Source organism: Actinomadura napierensis, assembly GCF_039529375.1.
GTDB lineage: Bacteria > Actinomycetota > Actinomycetes > Streptosporangiales > Streptosporangiaceae > Spirillospora > Spirillospora napierensis.
The window spans coordinates 34,434-49,669 of the sequence record NZ_BAAAMR010000078.1; the positions used below are offsets into that span (position 1 = coordinate 34,434).

Below are 15,236 nucleotides of genomic sequence, written 5' to 3' on the forward strand. Positions count from 1 at the left end.
GGCATGTCCCGCCCACGTCCCGGCAGGATCGATGTCTCCGCTGGTCAGAGCCCTGTGACTGTCTCTTTGTCCCGACCTCGCCGCCGGGTCTGCACAACGGCGGAAAGCGTTCCCTAGCGTCTGCCGGGTCGATCGACGAACCCCTCAAGGCGTCCGCCGCGGACGCAATTCAACGACCATTCACGGAGGTTCACCAATGGCTTCCCCTCGGGCCATCCTCATCGGGGCCGGCTCCCTCGCGCTCGCCGCCGGCACCGCCGCCGGACTGATCGGGCTCACGTCCCCCGCCGAGCACTCCGCCGCGCCGCAGGGCGCGCAGATGCAGGCCGACACCGGCCGGACCGTCGCGGTGGCGGCCGTCCCGAAGGTCACCCGCGCACAGGTCATCGCGCGGGCCAAGACCTGGCACCCGCACACGAGCAGCCGCGTCCCCTACAGCCAGAGCAAGACCCACGGCGGCTACCGCACCGACTGCTCGGGCTACGCGTCCATGACCCTGCGGCTGCCCAAGCCCGGCCCGAACACGGTCGGCCTCGCGTCCTCGACCTACAGCAAGCGCATCGCCATGTCGCAGCTCAAGACGGGCGACCTGGTGATCGACGCGATCGGCAGCAACACCACCCGGCACGTCGTGATCTTCGAGAAGTGGACGAGCAGCAAGCACACGGCCTACTGGGCCTACGAGCAGCGCGGCCACTACGGCACGGACCACCGCACCCGCACCTACGGCCTGGCCAAGGGCAGCCAGTACAAGGCGTACCACCCCAAGAACATCACCTGACCCGCCGCATGACAGGCCCGGCCGGACCCGCCTCCGGCCGGGCCTCCCGGCGCCGGATCCCTCCGGCGGGGGACGCGGATCGTGCCGGTGGGGGAGGCGCGGCGCGGGGCGTGCGCGCGACCGTCGGGGCATGACCGATTCCGCCGTTGCCGCTCCGCGTCCCGGGCAGGTGCGGGCCGCGTGGGCCTCCGTGCACGCACCCGCCGCCGGGACGCCTCGCTGGGCGCGGACCGCCGCGCTGGCCGTCCCGCTCGCCGTGCTCCCGTCCAGCCTGTGGCGGATCGCGGCCGTCGCCCTGCACCTGCCGATCATCCGGGACTCCGGTGCCGACGCGAGCGGCAACCTGCCGCCGTGGCTGCCGATAGAGCTTTACGTGGTGCTCCTGTCGGTGGCGTCCGAAATGCTGGCGTTCACCGCCGTCGGGCTGGTGTCGACTTGGGGCGAGGTGTTCCCGCGATGGGTGCCGTTCCTGCGCGGGCGGCGCGTGCCGACGCTCGCCGCGGTCGTCCCGGGGGCGATCGGCGCGACCGTCCTGACCGTGCTGTGGACGTGGGTAACCGGCATGCTGGCGTTCGGCCGCAACCTGACGGGCGACCGGCTCACCGCCGACGCGCCGGTCAACTTCGACACCTGGCAGGGCCTGCTGGCCGTCGTCGCCTACGTGCCGCTGCTCGCCTGGGGGCCGCTGCTCGGCGCCGTCACGTTCGCCTACTACCGGCGCCGCGCCCACGGCGCCTGAGACACGGTGCCATCGAGGTCGCCCCCGGCCGCCGGATCGTCCTGACGCCGATGTCAGTGGAGTGAGCGGGCGCGGAGCAGGAGGCCCTGGAGGGTGTCCTGCTCGTCCTGGTCCAGGGCGGCCAGGGGCGAGTCCTTGGTGAGCAGTTCCAGGAGGCGGTCGCGCAGTTCGGTGCCGTCCGGGGTCAGGACGAGCTGCTTGGCGCGGCGGTCCTGCGGGTGGGGGCGGCGCTCGACCAGACCGCGCTTCTCCAGCTTGTCGACGACGAACGTGGCGTTGGACGGCTCGCAGCTCATCCGGTCGGCGAGGTCGCGCATCGTCATCGGGCCGGTCAGCTCGCGCAGCGCCGTGGCCTGCGGGCCGGTCAGCCCGAGCGTCGCGGCGCGCTCGCGGACGTGCTCCTCGATCTGCCGGGACAGCCCGTTCACCAGCCCGCACAGTTGCCGCTCGGCCGCCGCGGCGGCCTCCGGATCGCTGCTCATGCCCCGAGTTTACATCAAGCTGCAATGGTTGCAGCTTGAATAGTTCTAGTTGTAAGTTTCCCGGTGTGCGGCGGCCGCAGGGTGCGGCCGTCCCGGAGGGAGACACCCATGCCCGCCACCACCCGCGACCGCCTCGCCACCGAGGCCGGCATCAGGACGATCCACCTCGGCGACCTGCGGATCAGCTACGTCCCGGACGGCGCCGTCGCGCTCAGGCCCCGCGCCTGGCTCCCCGGCTCGACCGCCGAGTTCTGGGACGCGCACCCCGAGTACCTCGACGCCACCGGCAACCTCGTCGCCAGCATCGGCGGGCTGCTGGTCGAGCACGGCGACCGCGCCCTGCTGATCGACGCGGGCGTCGGCCCGCGCTCCTGGCCCGCCGACCCCGCCGACCCGTTCGGCGTCGGCGCCGCGCACGGCGGCGCGCTGCTCGACGGCCTCGCCGAGCTCGGCCGCGACCCCGCGGGCATCGAGGCCGTAGCCGTCACCCACCTGCACAGCGACCACGTCGGCTGGCTCTGGCCCGCGGCCCCCGCCTGCCGCCCGCCATTCGCCGACGCGCGGGTCCTGCTCACCGCCGCCGAGTGGGAGCACCGGCACCTGTCCGGCACCGGCGACGACATCCTCGACGGCTTCGCCGACCAGGTCCAGGCGGTCGCCGACGGCGAGGAGGTCTTCCCCGGCGTCCGGGTCCGGGCGACGCACGGCCACACCGCCGGGCACACCACGTACGAGATCACCTCGGGCGGGCGGCGGCTCATCGCGTTCGGCGACGCGCTGCACAGCCCCGCCCAGATCGACCACCCCGAATGGTCCGCCGCGCCCGACCACGACCCGGTGCTGTCCGCCGAGGTCCGCCGCCGCCTCGTCGCCGACCTCGCCGAACCCGGCACGCTCGGCTTCGGCGTCCACTTCGCCGACGTCCAGTTCGGCCGCGTCGCCCCCGGCACCCCCGCCTGGCGCCCGGAGCACCCGTGACCGGCCCCGTCCCGCGCGGAGGGCCCTGGCCCGCCGTCGTCACCGCCGCCCTCACCGCGACCGCGGCGGTGATGCCCGGGTTCGCGGTCGGCGCCTTCGCCCCGTCCATGCAGGACACACTGCACACCACGCGGACGACGCTGGGCCTGGCGATGAGCGCGTTCTACGCGGCGAGCGCACTCGGCTCGCCCGCCGCGAAGCGGCTGGCCGCGCGCCTGCCGGTCCCGGCCGTCCTGCCGGCGGCGGCGATCGTCGCGGCGCTGGCGATGCTGGCCCTCTCCCGTGCCGGGCACGTCGCGGTCCTGTTCCCGGTGCTGGTCGTCGCGGGGTTCGCCAACGGGCTCGTCCAGCCGGCGGCCGGACGGCTCATCGCCGCCCGCGCCCCGGCCCGCCGCCGTTCGCTCGCCGCCGGGACGGTCGGCGCCGCGCTCGGCGCCGGCACCCTCGTCCCCGGCCTGCTCGTCGCCCTGGTCGTCCACCCCTACGGCTGGCGCGCCGCCATGACGATCGCCGGGCTGCTGGCGCTCGTCCCCGCGGCCCTGGCCCCGCTCACCCGCACGCCTCCGGCCGGACGGCGGCGCGTGACGTACGCGCCGCAGCCCATGCCGCGCGCCGTCCGGCGGACGCTGGTCCTGTGGGCGGCCGCGGCGGCGCTGTCGGCGACCGGCAACAACGCGGTGGCCTCCTACTTCGTGCAGCTCGGCGCGCATTCCGGGGTCCCGGACGCGCTGACCGGCGACCTGCTCGCGATGAGTGCGCTCATCGCGATCGCCGTCCGGCTGGCCGCCGGCGCGCTGGCCGACCGGGCGCCGCGCGGCGACCGCGCGGTCATCGCCGCGATGATGCTGAGCGGCGCCGCCGGGCTCGCGCTGATCGCGGCCGGCTCCCCGGTCACGTTCCTCGCCGGGGCCGTCCTGGCGTTCTCCGCCGGATGGGGCTGGACGGGCCTGCTGCTGTCGGCGGCGCTGCGCCTCCTGCCGGACCGCGCCGAGAACGCGGGACACACCGTCCAGGTCGGCGTCTACACCGGCGCGACGATCGCCCCGTTCACGTTCGGCGCCCTGTCGGCGTCGTTCGGGTTCGCTGCGGCGGCTCTGCTCGCCGCCGTGGCCGCGCTCGCAGCCGCGTCCCTCATGGCCACGACCACGAACCTCCCCCAGCCCGGTGCCTCGTTGAGTTGCGGCGAGTCGTCGTTATGCGGCTCGCCATAACGACGACTCGCCGCAACTCAACGCGCGGGGAGGACGTGGCCGGTCACTTCGCCTAGGCCGATGCGGGCGGGGCCCGGGCCGGGGGCGGTGGCGGAGATCGTGACCGTGTCGCCGTCCTCCAGGAACGTGCGCGGTTCGCCGCCGACCTCGATCGGTTCCTTGCCGCCCCAGGTCAGCTCGATGAACGCGCCGCGCTGGTCCTTCTGCGGGCCCGACACCGTCCCGGACGCGAACAGGTCGCCGGTGCGGGACGAGGCGCCGTTCACCGTCATGTGCGCGAGCATCTGCGCGGGCGACCAGTACATCTCGCGGTACGGCGGACGCGACACCACCTGCCCGTTCCACTCCACGACCAGATCGAGGTCGAGGCCCCACGGGTTCTTCTCGCGCAGGTAGGGGAGCGGTTCGGGGTCTTGCAGCGGCGTGGGGACGCGGGCGGACTCCAGCGCGAGCAGCGGCACCACCCACGGCGACACCGACGTCGCGAAGCTCTTGCCGAGGAACGGACCGAGCGGCACGTACTCCCAGGCCTGAAGGTCGCGCGCCGACCAGTCGTTGACCAGCACGACCCCGAACACGCGCTCGGCGAACTCGTCCACGCTCACCGGGGTGCCGAGCGGCGAACCGGTGCCGACGACGAACCCGACCTCCGCCTCGATGTCCAGGCGGCGGCACTCCCCGAACGCCGGGGCGGGCTCGTCCGGCGCCTTGCGCTGCCCGCTCGGCCGGACGATGCCGGTGCCGGACGGGACGACGGTGCCCGCGCGGCCGTGGTAGCCGACGGGCAAGTGCTTCCAGTTCGGCATCAGCGGCTCGGCGTCCGGCCGGAACAGCCGCCCGAGGTTCGACGCGTGGTGCTCGGAGGCGTAGAAGTCGACGTAGTCGGCGACCTCGAACGGCAGATGCAGCGTCACCGCGTCCAGCGGGTGCACGGCGTCGCCGGGCAGGTCGTCGGCCACGACGTCCAGGACGTGCTCGCGGACCTCGACCCACCGGCCGTGCCCCTGCTCCATGAACGCGTTGAGCGACGGCCAGGAGAACACGTCGTCGCCGAGGACGGCGGCGAGGTCGACGACCGAGTCCGCCACCCGGACCCCGACGCGCGGCTCCCCGCCGGGCGGCGAGAACACGCCGTACGGCAGGTTGTCGAGCCCGTAGAGCGAACCATCCGGAACGGAAATGCGGGTCACGCGTCTTCCTTGAGGAGTGAGGACGGGAGGAGGCCGAGGGCGGCGAGTTCGGTCAGCGGGTCGGTGATGCTGCACGTGCCGAACGACAGGAAGCGGGAGCGGGCGAAGGCCGCGCGGGCGTCGCCCAGGCCGGCGATGCGGGCGGCGATCGACGCGGCGTCGCGGTCGGCGAGGACCGCGGTCAGCTCGGCGGGCCCGGCGCCGTGCATCGCGGCGTCGGTGGCGAGCAGCAGGTTGAGGAATCCGTGCTGGTGGAAGCCCGTCTCCGGGTCGGTGTTGCGGACCGGGTGGTGCAGCCCGGCGGTCGCCTTGAACGGGACGCCGGCGCGCACGGCGGCGACGACCCCGGCGGCCAGCTCGTCCGGCGCCGGGTACAGGTTCGCGTGGACGCCGCCGGTGCGGAACTTGGCGCGGTGCCCGGTCGCGGCGAGCGCGTCGATGACCGCGGGACGGCGCTCGTCGCGCGGCACCTCGACGTACACCGGGACGTCGAGCAGTTCGAGCCCGTGCACCAGGTCGGACGCCGTCATCCCGGTGGGCACCGCGACCTCGACGGCGTGCACCACGACGGGCAGGTCGGCGGCGGCCGCCACGGCGTTCGCGGCCTGCGCGGGGCCGTTCGGCGCGGTGATCGACAGGTCCAGCGGGTCGCTGGTGACCAGCGGGTACAGCTGGTCCAGCGCGGTCGCGGGCAGCACGAGCGGCCCGACGAGCGCGGCGTAGGGGGCGGCCCGGTGCCGGCGGTGGGCCGGGACGGCGTCGGCGAGCGGCGCGAGGCCGGGCGGGAACACCGCCGCGTCGTCGCAGAGGCCGCGCGCGAACGCGGGCAGGTCGGTCATGGGTTCCGCCTCCCCGCCCAGGTCCACGCGTACGCGGGGTCTTCGCAGGCCTGGCCGCCTTCGCCGAGTTCGAGCGGGCGGAAGGTGTCGACCATGACGGCCAGCTCGTCGAAGGACTCGACGCCGATGCTGCGTTCGTACGCGCCGGGCTGCGGGCCGTGCGCGAGGCCGCCGGGGTGGACCGAGACCGAGCCCTGCCCGATGCCGGAGCCCTTGCGCGCCTCGTAGTCGCCGCCGCAGTAGAACATGATCTCGTCGGAGTCGACGTTGGAGTGGTAGTAGGGCACCGGGATCGACAGCGGGTGGTAGTCCACCTTGCGCGGGACGAAGTTGCACACCACGAAGTTGTGGCCCTCGAACACCTGGTGGACGGGCGGCGGCTGGTGGACGCGGCCGGTGATCGGCTCGAAGTCGTGGACGCTGAAGGTGAACGGGTACAGGCAGCCGTCCCAGCCGACCACGTCGAACGGGTGCCGCGCGTAGACGAAGCGGGTGCCGCCGACGCCGCGCGAGGTGCGGTGCTTCACCAGGACCTCGACGTCGGTGCCCTCGGCGGTGAGGGTCTCGCCGGGGCCGTGCAGGTCGCGCTCGCAGTAGGGGGCGTTCTCCAGGAACTGCCCGAACCGCGACAGGTACCGCTTCGGCGGCGCGATGTGCCCGGTGGCCTCGATGACGTAGGCGCGCAGCGGCTCGCTGTTGCCGGTGTCGGAGCCTTCCGGCAGCCAGCGGTGCGTGGTCGAGGTCGGAATGACGACGTAGTCGCCCGCCTTTGCGGTGAGCGCCCCGAAGATCGTCTCGACGGTCGCGGCGCCGGACTCGACGTACACGATCTCGTCGCCGGTCGCGTTGCGGTACAGCGGCGACTCGGCCGCGGACACGACGTAGGAGAGCCGGACGTCGTCGTTGCCGAGGATCAGCCGGCGGCCCGTCACGGCGTCGGTGTCCGCCCACGTCTCCTTGGGGAACAGCTCGTGCAGCCTGAGATGGCGCGGCTTGAGGGGGTGGTTGGGCGTGGTGGCCGCGTCCGGGACGTCCCAGACCCGCGAGTCGACGATCGCGGACGGGATCTCCCGGTGGTAGAGCAGCGAGGAGTCGGCGGTGAAGCCCTCCTCGCCCATCAGCTCCTCGAAGTAGAGCCGGTCCGACGCGTCCCGGTGCTGGGTGTGCCGCTTCGGCGGCACGTCCCCGACCCGCCGATAGTGGGCCATGGCTCCCTCGCCTCCCCTGGATGATTAATGCGTGTACTACTTTCTTGTGACACTACGTCGCACGGCGGGGGCTGAAAAGGCCCACATTCCGCCCGGGCGCGCTCAGGCCGGAACCGGCCCGGTGCCCGGGCCGGCGCCGGGCCGGCTCCGGGCTAGCTCCGCTCGCGGACGTCGAACCGGTGCCGGTTCGCGATCAGCTTGTCCAGCAGCATGATCAGCATCCGCTGCTCGGTCTCGGTGAGCACGCCCGCCCACTGGCGTTCCCGCTCGTGCTGGCCCGCAAAGATCTCCAGCATCCGGCGGCGGCCGTCCTCGGTCAGCGAAAGGATCACCGAGCGGCCGTCCCGCTCGCCCGGCGTGCGCACCATCATCCCGTCCGCGACCAGCGTCTTCGCCAGGTTCGACACGGCGGCGCGGCTCATCCCGGCGAGCGTGGCGGCGCGGCCCGGCTCCAGCGGGCCCGCCAGCCAGGTCACGAACAGCAGCCGGAACCCGGCCCAGGAGTGCCCGCGCGGCCGGTGCACCGTGGACTCCAGGTCGTAGGTGACGATCGCCGACGCCCGGTTCAGCGTCAGCAGGAGCCGGGTCGCGAGCCGGTGCGGGAAGCCGAACTCGTCCGCCAGCCGGCCGCCCGCGAGATCGACGAACGACCAGAAGTCCAGGTCCTCGTGCTCGTCGTCCATGCTCGCCACCCTAATCCCGCGTCCCGGAGCCGATTGGTTCAAGGATTTATCATCTCCCCTCCGGCGCTCGGGGCACGCCAGGCCCGTCCGGTCAGGTGTCGCCGCGGCGATCATGGGCAGGCTCCTGCTCGACGCGGGGAGTTCGGAGGGGACATGGCGACGGTCGCGGACCAGTTCATCCAGGTGCTGCGCCAGGCGGGCGTGCGGCGCATCTACGGCGTGGTGGGCGACAGCCTCAACCCGGTCGTGGACGCGGTCCGGCGCACCGGCGGCGACATCGAGTGGGTGCACGTCCGCAACGAGGAGGCCGGCGCGTTCGCCGCCGCCGCCGAGGCGCAGACCACCGGGCGGCTCGCCGTCTGCGCGGGCAGCTGCGGGCCCGGCAACACCCACCTGATCCAGGGCCTCTACGACGCGCACCGCTCCGGCGCGCCCGTCCTGGCGCTGGCCTCGCAGATCCCGAGCACCCAGATCGGCAGCGGCTATTTCCAGGAGACCCATCCTGAGCGGCTGTTCACCGAATGCAGCCACTACTGCGAGCTGATCAACGGGCCGGGGCAGATGCCGCGCATCCTGCGCACCGCGATCCAGCACGCCGTCGGACTCGGCGGCGTCGCCGTGCTCGCCCTTTCCGGCGACATCGCCAGCAAGGACGCCGAGAACCCCACGGGCGAGCACGATTTCCTCGTCCGCAAGGGCATCGTCAAACCGCCCGCCGACCAGGTCGACCAGTTGGCGCACGCGCTCAACCGGGCGCGGAAGCCGATGCTGTTCTGCGGGTCCGGCGTCCAGGACGCGCACGCCGAGGTCATGCGGCTCGCGCACAAGCTGCTGTCGCCCATCGGGCACGCGCTGCGCGGCAAGGAATGGATCCAGTACGACAACCCGTTCGACGTCGGAATGAGCGGGCTTCTCGGCTACGGCGCCTGCTACGAGGCGATGCAGGAGGCCGATCTCGTCCTTCTGCTCGGCACCGACTTCCCGTACGACCCTTTCCTTCCTGGACGGCACACCATCCAGGTGGACGACGATCCCGCCAAGCTGGGCCGCCGCACGCCGCTCACTCTCGCCGTCCACGGTGACATCGGCGAGACCCTCCGCCTCGTCATGGACAAGGTCGAGCAGAAACGCGACCAGTCCTATCTCGACGAAATGCTGCACCGGCACGCGCGCTCACTGGAGAACGTCGTCTCCGCCTATACGCGCGACATCGAGAAGCACTCCCCGATCCATCCCGAATACGTCGCGGACGTCCTGGACGACCTCGCCGCCGACGACGCGATATTCACCGTCGACACCGGTATGTGCAACGTCTGGGTCGCCCGCTACATCACCCCGAACGGCCGCCGCCGCGTCATGGGCTCATTCGTGCACGGGTCGATGGCGAACGCCCTGCCGCACGCGATCGGCGCCCAGTACGGCGCGCCCGGCCGCCAGGTCATCTCCGTTTCCGGTGACGGCGGCCTCGGCATGCTGCTCGGCGAACTCCTCACCGTGAAACTGCATCGCGTCCCGGTCAAGATAATCGTGTTCAACAACGCGTCGCTCGGCATGGTCCGCCTCGAAATGATGGTGGACGGCCTGCCGTCCTACGAGACCGACCACGAGGCCGTCGACTACGCCGCCATCGCGCAGGCCGCCGGAATCGAGGCCGCCCGCGTGGAGCGGCCCGCCGACGTCCGCGACGCGATGGCGGCCGCCCTCAACGCGCCCGGCCCCTACCTCCTGGACGTCGTCACCGACCCCAACGCCCTGTCGATCCCGCCGCACATCACGCCGGCGCAGGTCAAGGGCTTCGCGCTCGCCGCCGGCAAGACCGTCCTCACCGGCGGCGTCGGCAAGATGCTGGACCTGGCCCGCAGCAACCTCCGCAACATCCCGCGCCCCTGATCACGGCCACCCGAGCTGCGTCACCTCGGTGCCCTCGGGCAGCGGGCGCCGGATCGTCCACAGCGGCCGGACGTGCGACTTCGCCATCTTCCACCGCCCGTCCTCCAGGACGTACGCGTCGTCGTACTCGGCGGTCATGAGCAGTTCGGTGCCGTCGACCCGGTTCAGCTGCCGGAAGCGCAGCGTCCAGGCACCGGACGCGGAGACCTCGTCGATCAGGGTGATGACCGGGTGGAAGCCGTGGTGCATGTCGAGCACCGCGTACCGGCCGCCGACCTCGCTCAACGCGATCTCGGCGAACACCCGCGCGAGCTCGTCGGCGTCCTCGAACGTGCCGAGCGAGCCGTAGTCGATCGACGCGGGGCCCTTGACGAAGCAGTCCCGGAACGCGGCCGGGTCCTTGCCGTCGCACGCGCGCCAGTACCGGTACTTGAGTGCCTTGATCGCCTCGATCCGCTCCAGGTCGGCCGTCCGCTGCTCCAGGGAGCGTTCCGCCATGTCCGTGCCCCTCTCAGAGTGGATCACCGAACGCTAACCGCGCGGCGCCGGCGGGGAGGCGGACGCTCCCGCCCACCGGGAACCCGAGCCCCGGTCGCCCGTCCCGCCGGACGTGGTGGGATGGGGACGTGAGCGGGGCAGTGGAGGAGAGCAACCGCCGGATGCTGCGGGCGCGGGACGCGATGGACCGCGCCTACGCGCAGCCGCTGGACGTCCCGGCGCTGGCCCGGATCGCCCACGTGTCGCCGGCGCACTTCACGCGGACGTTCCGGGCGGCGTTCGGCGAGACGCCGCACCGCTACCTGCAGCGCCGCCGCGTCGAGCGGGCCATGTTCCTGCTGCGGGAGACCGACCGCAGCGTCACCGACATCTGCTTCGCGGTCGGCTTCGGCAGCCTCGGCACGTTCAGCCGCACGTTCCGCGGCATCGTCGGCCGGTCGCCGCGGGAGTACCGCCGGGAGGCGGTCGCCGCGAACGTGCCGACCTGCTTCACCATGGCGTGGACCAGGCCGAGCGCCTGAGCAGTTTCGGAGAAGTCTTCCCGGCCGATCCTCACTAGCGTGAGACGCATGTTCAACGCGATCACGCATTCCCAGATCTACGTCCTCGACCAGGACGAGGCCCTCGACTTCTACGTCGGCAAGCTCGGCCTGGAGGTCAACGCCGACGTCGACATGGGCTTCATGCGCTGGCTGACCGTCAGCGTCCCGGGAGAGCCCGGCCGGCAGGTCCTGCTGGAGCGGCCGGGTCCGCCGTCGCTGTCGGAGGAGACGGCCGCGCAGGTCCGCGAGCTGCTGACCAAGGGCGCGACGGGCGGGTTCCTCATCTTCAGCACCGACGACTGCCGCAAGACCTACGAGACGCTGCGGGACCGGGGCGTCGAGTTCACCGAGGAGCCCACCGAACGCCCCTACGGGATCGACGCCGCCCTCCGCGACCCGTTCGGCAACAGCATCCGCTTCACCCAGCTGAAGTCCTAGTCTTCGATGGTGATGTCCATGGCGGCGGCCAGGGCGAACAGGAGGCCCTGGGCGTCGGCGGCGGGGACGATCGCGCCGGCGAAGCTCTGCACGCCCCGGACGCCGTAGAGGTCGCAGTCGTACAGGCGGGTGCCCTTCATCGTGGCGTTGCTGAACTGGGCGCCCGTCAGCCTGCAGCGTTCGAAGCGGACGCCGGACAGGTCGGCCTCCTGGAAGTTGGCGTCGGTGAGGTTGCAGTCGCGGAACACGACGTTCTTGAACCGGCTGAAGCGGTAGGACGACAGGTCGGCGCGGCAGTCGCGGAACAGGACGTCCCGCAAGGCCGACCCGGTCATCGAGGTGCCGGTGAGGCGGCTGCCATCGACCAGCGTGCGGAGGAGCCGCGCGTCGGTGAGGCGGAGGTTCGCCAGGTCGCAGCCGGTGAACTCGGCGTCGGAGAACTCGGCCCGCCGCATGGACGTGCCGGCCAGGCGCGTCTCGCGGAAGCGGCAGCGGTCGAACTCGACATCCTCCACGTCATGGGCGGACAGGTCGAGCGGCCCGTAGTCGGCGGACAGGTACACGCCGTCGTCGGCGAGGCCGCCGTCCGCGGGCGCGAGGGTGCCGGGGAGCTTGGGGGCGGCGGGTTCCTTGGGGCGCGTGGCGCGCGTGTTGGCCGGCATCCGCCCGACCTTAGCGGCGGGGTCAGACGAAGCGGGCGGCCATCTCGGTGAGGGCCTCGTCGGTCACCTCGGCCATGGGGCGGGGCGGGTCCTCTTCGGCCCAGGCGAGGGCGCCGATGCGCAGGGCCGTCATGAAGGCGCCCGCCATGACGACGGCGCGGGTGGAGCGGGGCGGGAGCCCGTCGCGGTCGGCGACGAGGTCGGCGAGGGCGCGCTCGAACGTGGCGTAGTGCGAGAGCTGGCGGGCCAGGACGGACGGGTGGGCGCGGGCGAGCCGGGTCTGCGCGGCCCAGCGCGGGTCCGGCTCGCCGATCTCGCCGGACAGGCCGTGGAACGCGGCGCGCAGCGCGGCCCAGGACGTCTCGCCGGGCGGGCGGGCGGCGAAGCGGTCGAGGAGGCCGCGCATGCGCTGCTCGTCGCCGTAGAGGAGCGCGTCCTCCTTGCCGTCGAAGTAGTTGGAGAAGGTGCGGCGGGACACGCCGACGGCGTCGGCGATGGCCTCGACCGTGACCTCGTCCAGACCGTGCTCGACGGCGAGGCGCATCGCGGCCTCGTGCAGGGCCGTGCGCGTCGCCTCCTTCTTGCGCTCGCGCAGCCCGCCGGCCGTGGTCTCCATGGTGCCTTCCACCCTAGCGGGGCAGATTTTTTCTCGATGCGAAAACTTGCGCAGTGGGAATAATGTGGGCCGCTGACGCCTTGTAGAGGGCGTTCCCACTCACCTCGGAGGCGTCCCTTGACCGTGTCCGCCGACCAGCCGGCCCCGCCGGCGCCGTCCGCGAAGATGTCGCGCAGATCGATCTTCGAAGCGCTCAGCGGCCTCATGCTGGTGCTCTTCGTCGCGATGCTGAGCGAGACCGTCGTGTCCACCGCGCTGCCGCAGATCATCGGCGCGCTCAAGGGCACCCAGTCGCAGTACACCTGGGTCGTCACCGCGACCCTGCTGGTCGCGACGGCCAGCACCCCCATCTGGGGCAAGCTCGCCGACCTGTACGACAAGAAGAGGCTGCTGCAGGTCTCCATCGTCATCTTCGTCGTCGCGTCGATCGCGTCCGGGTTCGCGCAGAACAGCGCGCAGCTCATCGCGTTCCGCGCGCTGCAGGGCCTCGGCGTCGGCGCGCTGCAGATCCTCGTCCAGATCGTCATGGCGGCGATGATCAGCCCGCGCGACCGGGGCCGCTACTACGGCTACCTCGGCGCGGTCATGGCGGTCGCCACCGTCGGCGGCCCGCTGCTCGGCGGCCTGATCGTCGACACGTCCTGGCTCGGCTGGCGCTGGTGCTTCCTCATCGGCGTGCCGTTCTCCGTCGTGTCGTTCGCCCTGCTGCAGAAGACGCTGAAGCTGCCGGTGATCCGGCGCGACGACGTGAAGATCGACTACTGGGGCGCGACGCTGCTGGCCGGCGGCGTCAGCCTGCTGCTGATCTGGGTGACCTTCGTCGGCGACAAGTTCTCCTGGACGTCCTGGCAGACCGGCGCGATGGTCGGCGCGGGCGTGCTGATCCTCGCCGTCGCGGTGCGGGTCGAGTCGCGGGTGGCCGAGCCGATCATCCCGCTCGGCATCGTCGCCCGCCGCAACACCGCCCTGGCGATCCTCGCCAGCCTCGCGGTCGGCATGGCGATGTTCGGCGGCGCGGTCTTCCTCGGCCAGTACTTCCAGATCGGCCGCGGCTACAGCCCGACCGAGGCGGGCCTGCTCACGATCCCGATGATGGTCGGCGTGCTCGGCTCGTCCACGATCGTCGGGCGGCTCACCACCCGGACCGGCAAGGTCAAGTCCTACATCGTCACCGGCGCGGTCGTGCTGACCGCCGGGTTCGCGGCGCTCGCCACCATCGACCAGAACACCTCGCTGGTGTTCGTCGGCGCCGGGATGTTCCTGGTCGGCGCCGGGGTCGGCATGGCGATGCAGAACCTCGTCCTGGTCGTGCAGAACTCGGTGCACCTGAACGAGATCGGCGCCGCCAGCGGCACCGTCACGTTCTTCCGCTCGCTCGGCGGGACGATCGGCGTCTCGGTGCTCGGCGCCGTCCTGGCGAACCGGGTGTCGAGCAACATCGCCGACGGCCTCTCCCGCATCGGCGTCAACCCGTCCGCGGGCGGCGGCGACACCGGGAACCTGGACGTCGGCGCGCTGCCCGGCCCGATCCGGGAGATCGTCCGCGCCGCCTACGGCGACGCGACCGGGCACATCTTCCTGTTCTCCGCGCTGATCGCGGTGGTCGGGATCGTCGCGGCGGCGTTCCTGAAGCCGGTGACGCTGCGCGACAGCCTCGACCTGCCGGACGACGGCGCGACGCCCGCCGCGCCCGCGGCGCCCGCCGAGGCTCCGGCCATGGTGCCGGCGGCGGCCGTCAGTGAGACGGGGAGTGCAGCAAGCCGGTGATGTCCGGCTGAATCGGGGGCCGACGGGCCGCTGCGTTCGACGCAGCGGCCCGTCGCCGTGACTAGGTAGTTCTCCGGGTCGTTAGCAGGAGTGCGCGGAGTGGCCCGCGCATTTGCTCACGATCCTGACAACCAATCGGCGGGCCCGTGCGCCATCCTTGTGGGACTCGGGGTATCACAAGGTTCCATCGAGCCGAGGAGCCGTTCGATGACACACGCCGTGCTGGACGTCCGTCCGTTCGAGCAGATCCCCCGGCGGCTGGCCCGCCGGATGCGGCCGCTGGTCGCGGGCGCCGCCGACGAGGTCCTCGCCGACGTGCGCCGGGGCGGGCCGGGCGGCGTCCCGCCCGGCGACGGGCGCGGCGCCGCGGAGATCCGGGCCGAGATCGTCGCGGGCCTCGGGCACTTCCTCGACCTGGTGGAGGACCCCGGAACGGCCTGGGGCCGGGTCGCTGCGGCGCACCGCGCGCTCGGCCGGGGCATGGCGGCGCGGGGCCGCGACCTCGGGGAGACGCACCGGGCGCTGCGCCGCACCGCGCGCGCCGCCTGGCGCGCCCTGACCGCGCTCGCCGAGTCGCTGGAGGTCGACCGGGAGACCCTCGGTCTGATCGCCGACGCGCAGTTCGCCTACATGGACGCCGTCACCGCCGACGCCGTCCGCGACCAGGAGGCCGCCCGGCCGGACGGCGCGGCGGACGGCGGGGACGCGCTGC

Annotated in this window: 16 protein-coding genes and 1 pseudogene; 9 read left to right on the forward strand and 8 right to left on the reverse strand. The window is 72.7% G+C overall.

What is annotated here, in order from left to right; translation table 11 throughout:
- Positions 1 to 196: 196 nt before the first annotated feature.
- Together ABD296_RS34295 and ABD296_RS34300 are read left to right on the forward strand one after the other, a co-directional pair.
- Positions 197 to 781, forward strand: coding sequence for an NlpC/P60 family protein (locus ABD296_RS34295; RefSeq protein WP_344277009.1), 585 nt, complete (start codon positions 197 to 199; stop codon positions 779 to 781).
- Between the two features lie 130 nt (positions 782 to 911).
- Positions 912 to 1,520, forward strand: a complete 609-nt coding sequence (locus ABD296_RS34300; RefSeq protein ID WP_344277012.1) for a hypothetical protein — start codon at positions 912 to 914, stop codon at positions 1,518 to 1,520.
- Between the two features lie 53 nt (positions 1,521 to 1,573).
- Here ABD296_RS34300 and ABD296_RS34305 read toward each other — a convergent pair whose 3' ends face one another.
- Positions 1,574 to 2,002 carry a MarR family winged helix-turn-helix transcriptional regulator gene (locus tag ABD296_RS34305; protein ID WP_344277015.1) on the reverse strand — a complete coding sequence of 143 codons (429 nt, stop codon included), beginning with the start codon at positions 2,000 to 2,002 and terminating at the stop codon, positions 1,574 to 1,576.
- 108 nt (positions 2,003 to 2,110) lie between these two features.
- Between ABD296_RS34305 and ABD296_RS34310 the strand changes: the two genes are divergently transcribed.
- Both ABD296_RS34310 and ABD296_RS34315 read left to right on the forward strand, forming a co-directional pair.
- Entirely contained in the window at positions 2,111 to 2,980 is an 870-nt protein-coding gene (locus tag ABD296_RS34310) for an MBL fold metallo-hydrolase (RefSeq protein ID WP_344277017.1), read from the forward strand.
- Positions 2,977 to 4,191 carry an MFS transporter gene (locus tag ABD296_RS34315; RefSeq protein ID WP_344277020.1) on the forward strand — a complete coding sequence of 405 codons (1,215 nt, stop codon included), beginning with the start codon at positions 2,977 to 2,979 and terminating at the stop codon, positions 4,189 to 4,191. The genes ABD296_RS34310 and ABD296_RS34315 overlap by 4 nt, the downstream gene beginning before the upstream one ends.
- Positions 4,192 to 4,208: 17 nt before the next feature.
- Here ABD296_RS34315 and fahA read toward each other — a convergent pair whose 3' ends face one another.
- From fahA to ABD296_RS34335, 4 genes are all read right to left on the reverse strand, one after another.
- Positions 4,209 to 5,381: a fumarylacetoacetase gene (gene fahA / locus ABD296_RS34320; RefSeq protein WP_344277023.1), complete on the reverse strand. Its 1,173-nt coding sequence runs from the start codon at positions 5,379 to 5,381 to the stop codon at positions 4,209 to 4,211.
- Complete coding sequence (locus ABD296_RS34325; RefSeq protein ID WP_344277026.1) at positions 5,378 to 6,220, reverse strand: hypothetical protein; 843 nt, start codon at positions 6,218 to 6,220, stop codon at positions 5,378 to 5,380. The genes fahA and ABD296_RS34325 overlap by 4 nt, the downstream gene beginning before the upstream one ends.
- Entirely contained in the window at positions 6,217 to 7,428 is a 1,212-nt protein-coding gene (locus tag ABD296_RS34330) for a homogentisate 1,2-dioxygenase (protein ID WP_344277029.1), read from the reverse strand. The genes ABD296_RS34325 and ABD296_RS34330 overlap by 4 nt, the downstream gene beginning before the upstream one ends.
- A gap of 152 nt (positions 7,429 to 7,580) precedes the next feature.
- On the reverse strand, positions 7,581 to 8,111 hold the full coding sequence (locus ABD296_RS34335) for a MarR family winged helix-turn-helix transcriptional regulator (RefSeq protein WP_344277032.1): 531 nt from the start codon (positions 8,109 to 8,111) through the stop codon (positions 7,581 to 7,583).
- Positions 8,112 to 8,264: 153 nt separating this feature from the next.
- On the opposite strand from ABD296_RS34335, the gene ABD296_RS34340 reads away from it, so the two are divergent.
- On the forward strand, positions 8,265 to 10,001 hold the full coding sequence (locus ABD296_RS34340; protein ID WP_344277035.1) for a pyruvate dehydrogenase: 1,737 nt from the start codon (positions 8,265 to 8,267) through the stop codon (positions 9,999 to 10,001).
- Here ABD296_RS34340 and ABD296_RS34345 read toward each other — a convergent pair whose 3' ends face one another.
- Positions 10,002 to 10,499: a nuclear transport factor 2 family protein gene (locus tag ABD296_RS34345; RefSeq protein ID WP_344277038.1), complete on the reverse strand. Its 498-nt coding sequence runs from the start codon at positions 10,497 to 10,499 to the stop codon at positions 10,002 to 10,004.
- Between the two features lie 161 nt (positions 10,500 to 10,660).
- Here ABD296_RS34345 and ABD296_RS34350 point away from each other — a divergent pair, with 161 nt between their 5' ends.
- Both ABD296_RS34350 and ABD296_RS34355 read left to right on the forward strand, forming a co-directional pair.
- Complete coding sequence (locus tag ABD296_RS34350) at positions 10,661 to 11,020, forward strand: helix-turn-helix domain-containing protein (RefSeq protein WP_407061544.1); 360 nt, start codon at positions 10,661 to 10,663, stop codon at positions 11,018 to 11,020.
- 48 nt (positions 11,021 to 11,068) lie between these two features.
- Positions 11,069 to 11,479, forward strand: coding sequence for a VOC family protein (locus ABD296_RS34355; protein ID WP_344277044.1), 411 nt, complete (start codon positions 11,069 to 11,071; stop codon positions 11,477 to 11,479).
- Here ABD296_RS34355 and ABD296_RS34360 read toward each other — a convergent pair.
- Complete coding sequence (locus ABD296_RS34360; RefSeq protein ID WP_344277047.1) at positions 11,476 to 12,141, reverse strand: pentapeptide repeat-containing protein; 666 nt, start codon at positions 12,139 to 12,141, stop codon at positions 11,476 to 11,478. The genes ABD296_RS34355 and ABD296_RS34360 overlap by 4 nt on opposite strands.
- 22 nt (positions 12,142 to 12,163) lie before the next feature.
- Complete coding sequence (locus ABD296_RS34365; protein ID WP_344277050.1) at positions 12,164 to 12,757, reverse strand: TetR/AcrR family transcriptional regulator; 594 nt, start codon at positions 12,755 to 12,757, stop codon at positions 12,164 to 12,166.
- A gap of 165 nt (positions 12,758 to 12,922) precedes the next feature.
- On the opposite strand from ABD296_RS34365, the gene ABD296_RS34370 reads away from it, so the two are divergent.
- On the forward strand, positions 12,923 to 14,524 hold the full coding sequence (locus ABD296_RS34370; RefSeq protein ID WP_344277059.1) for an MDR family MFS transporter: 1,602 nt from the start codon (positions 12,923 to 12,925) through the stop codon (positions 14,522 to 14,524).
- A gap of 207 nt (positions 14,525 to 14,731) precedes the next feature.
- Positions 14,732 to 15,236 (forward strand): annotated as a pseudogene (locus ABD296_RS34375) (PucR family transcriptional regulator); the annotation flags it as partial.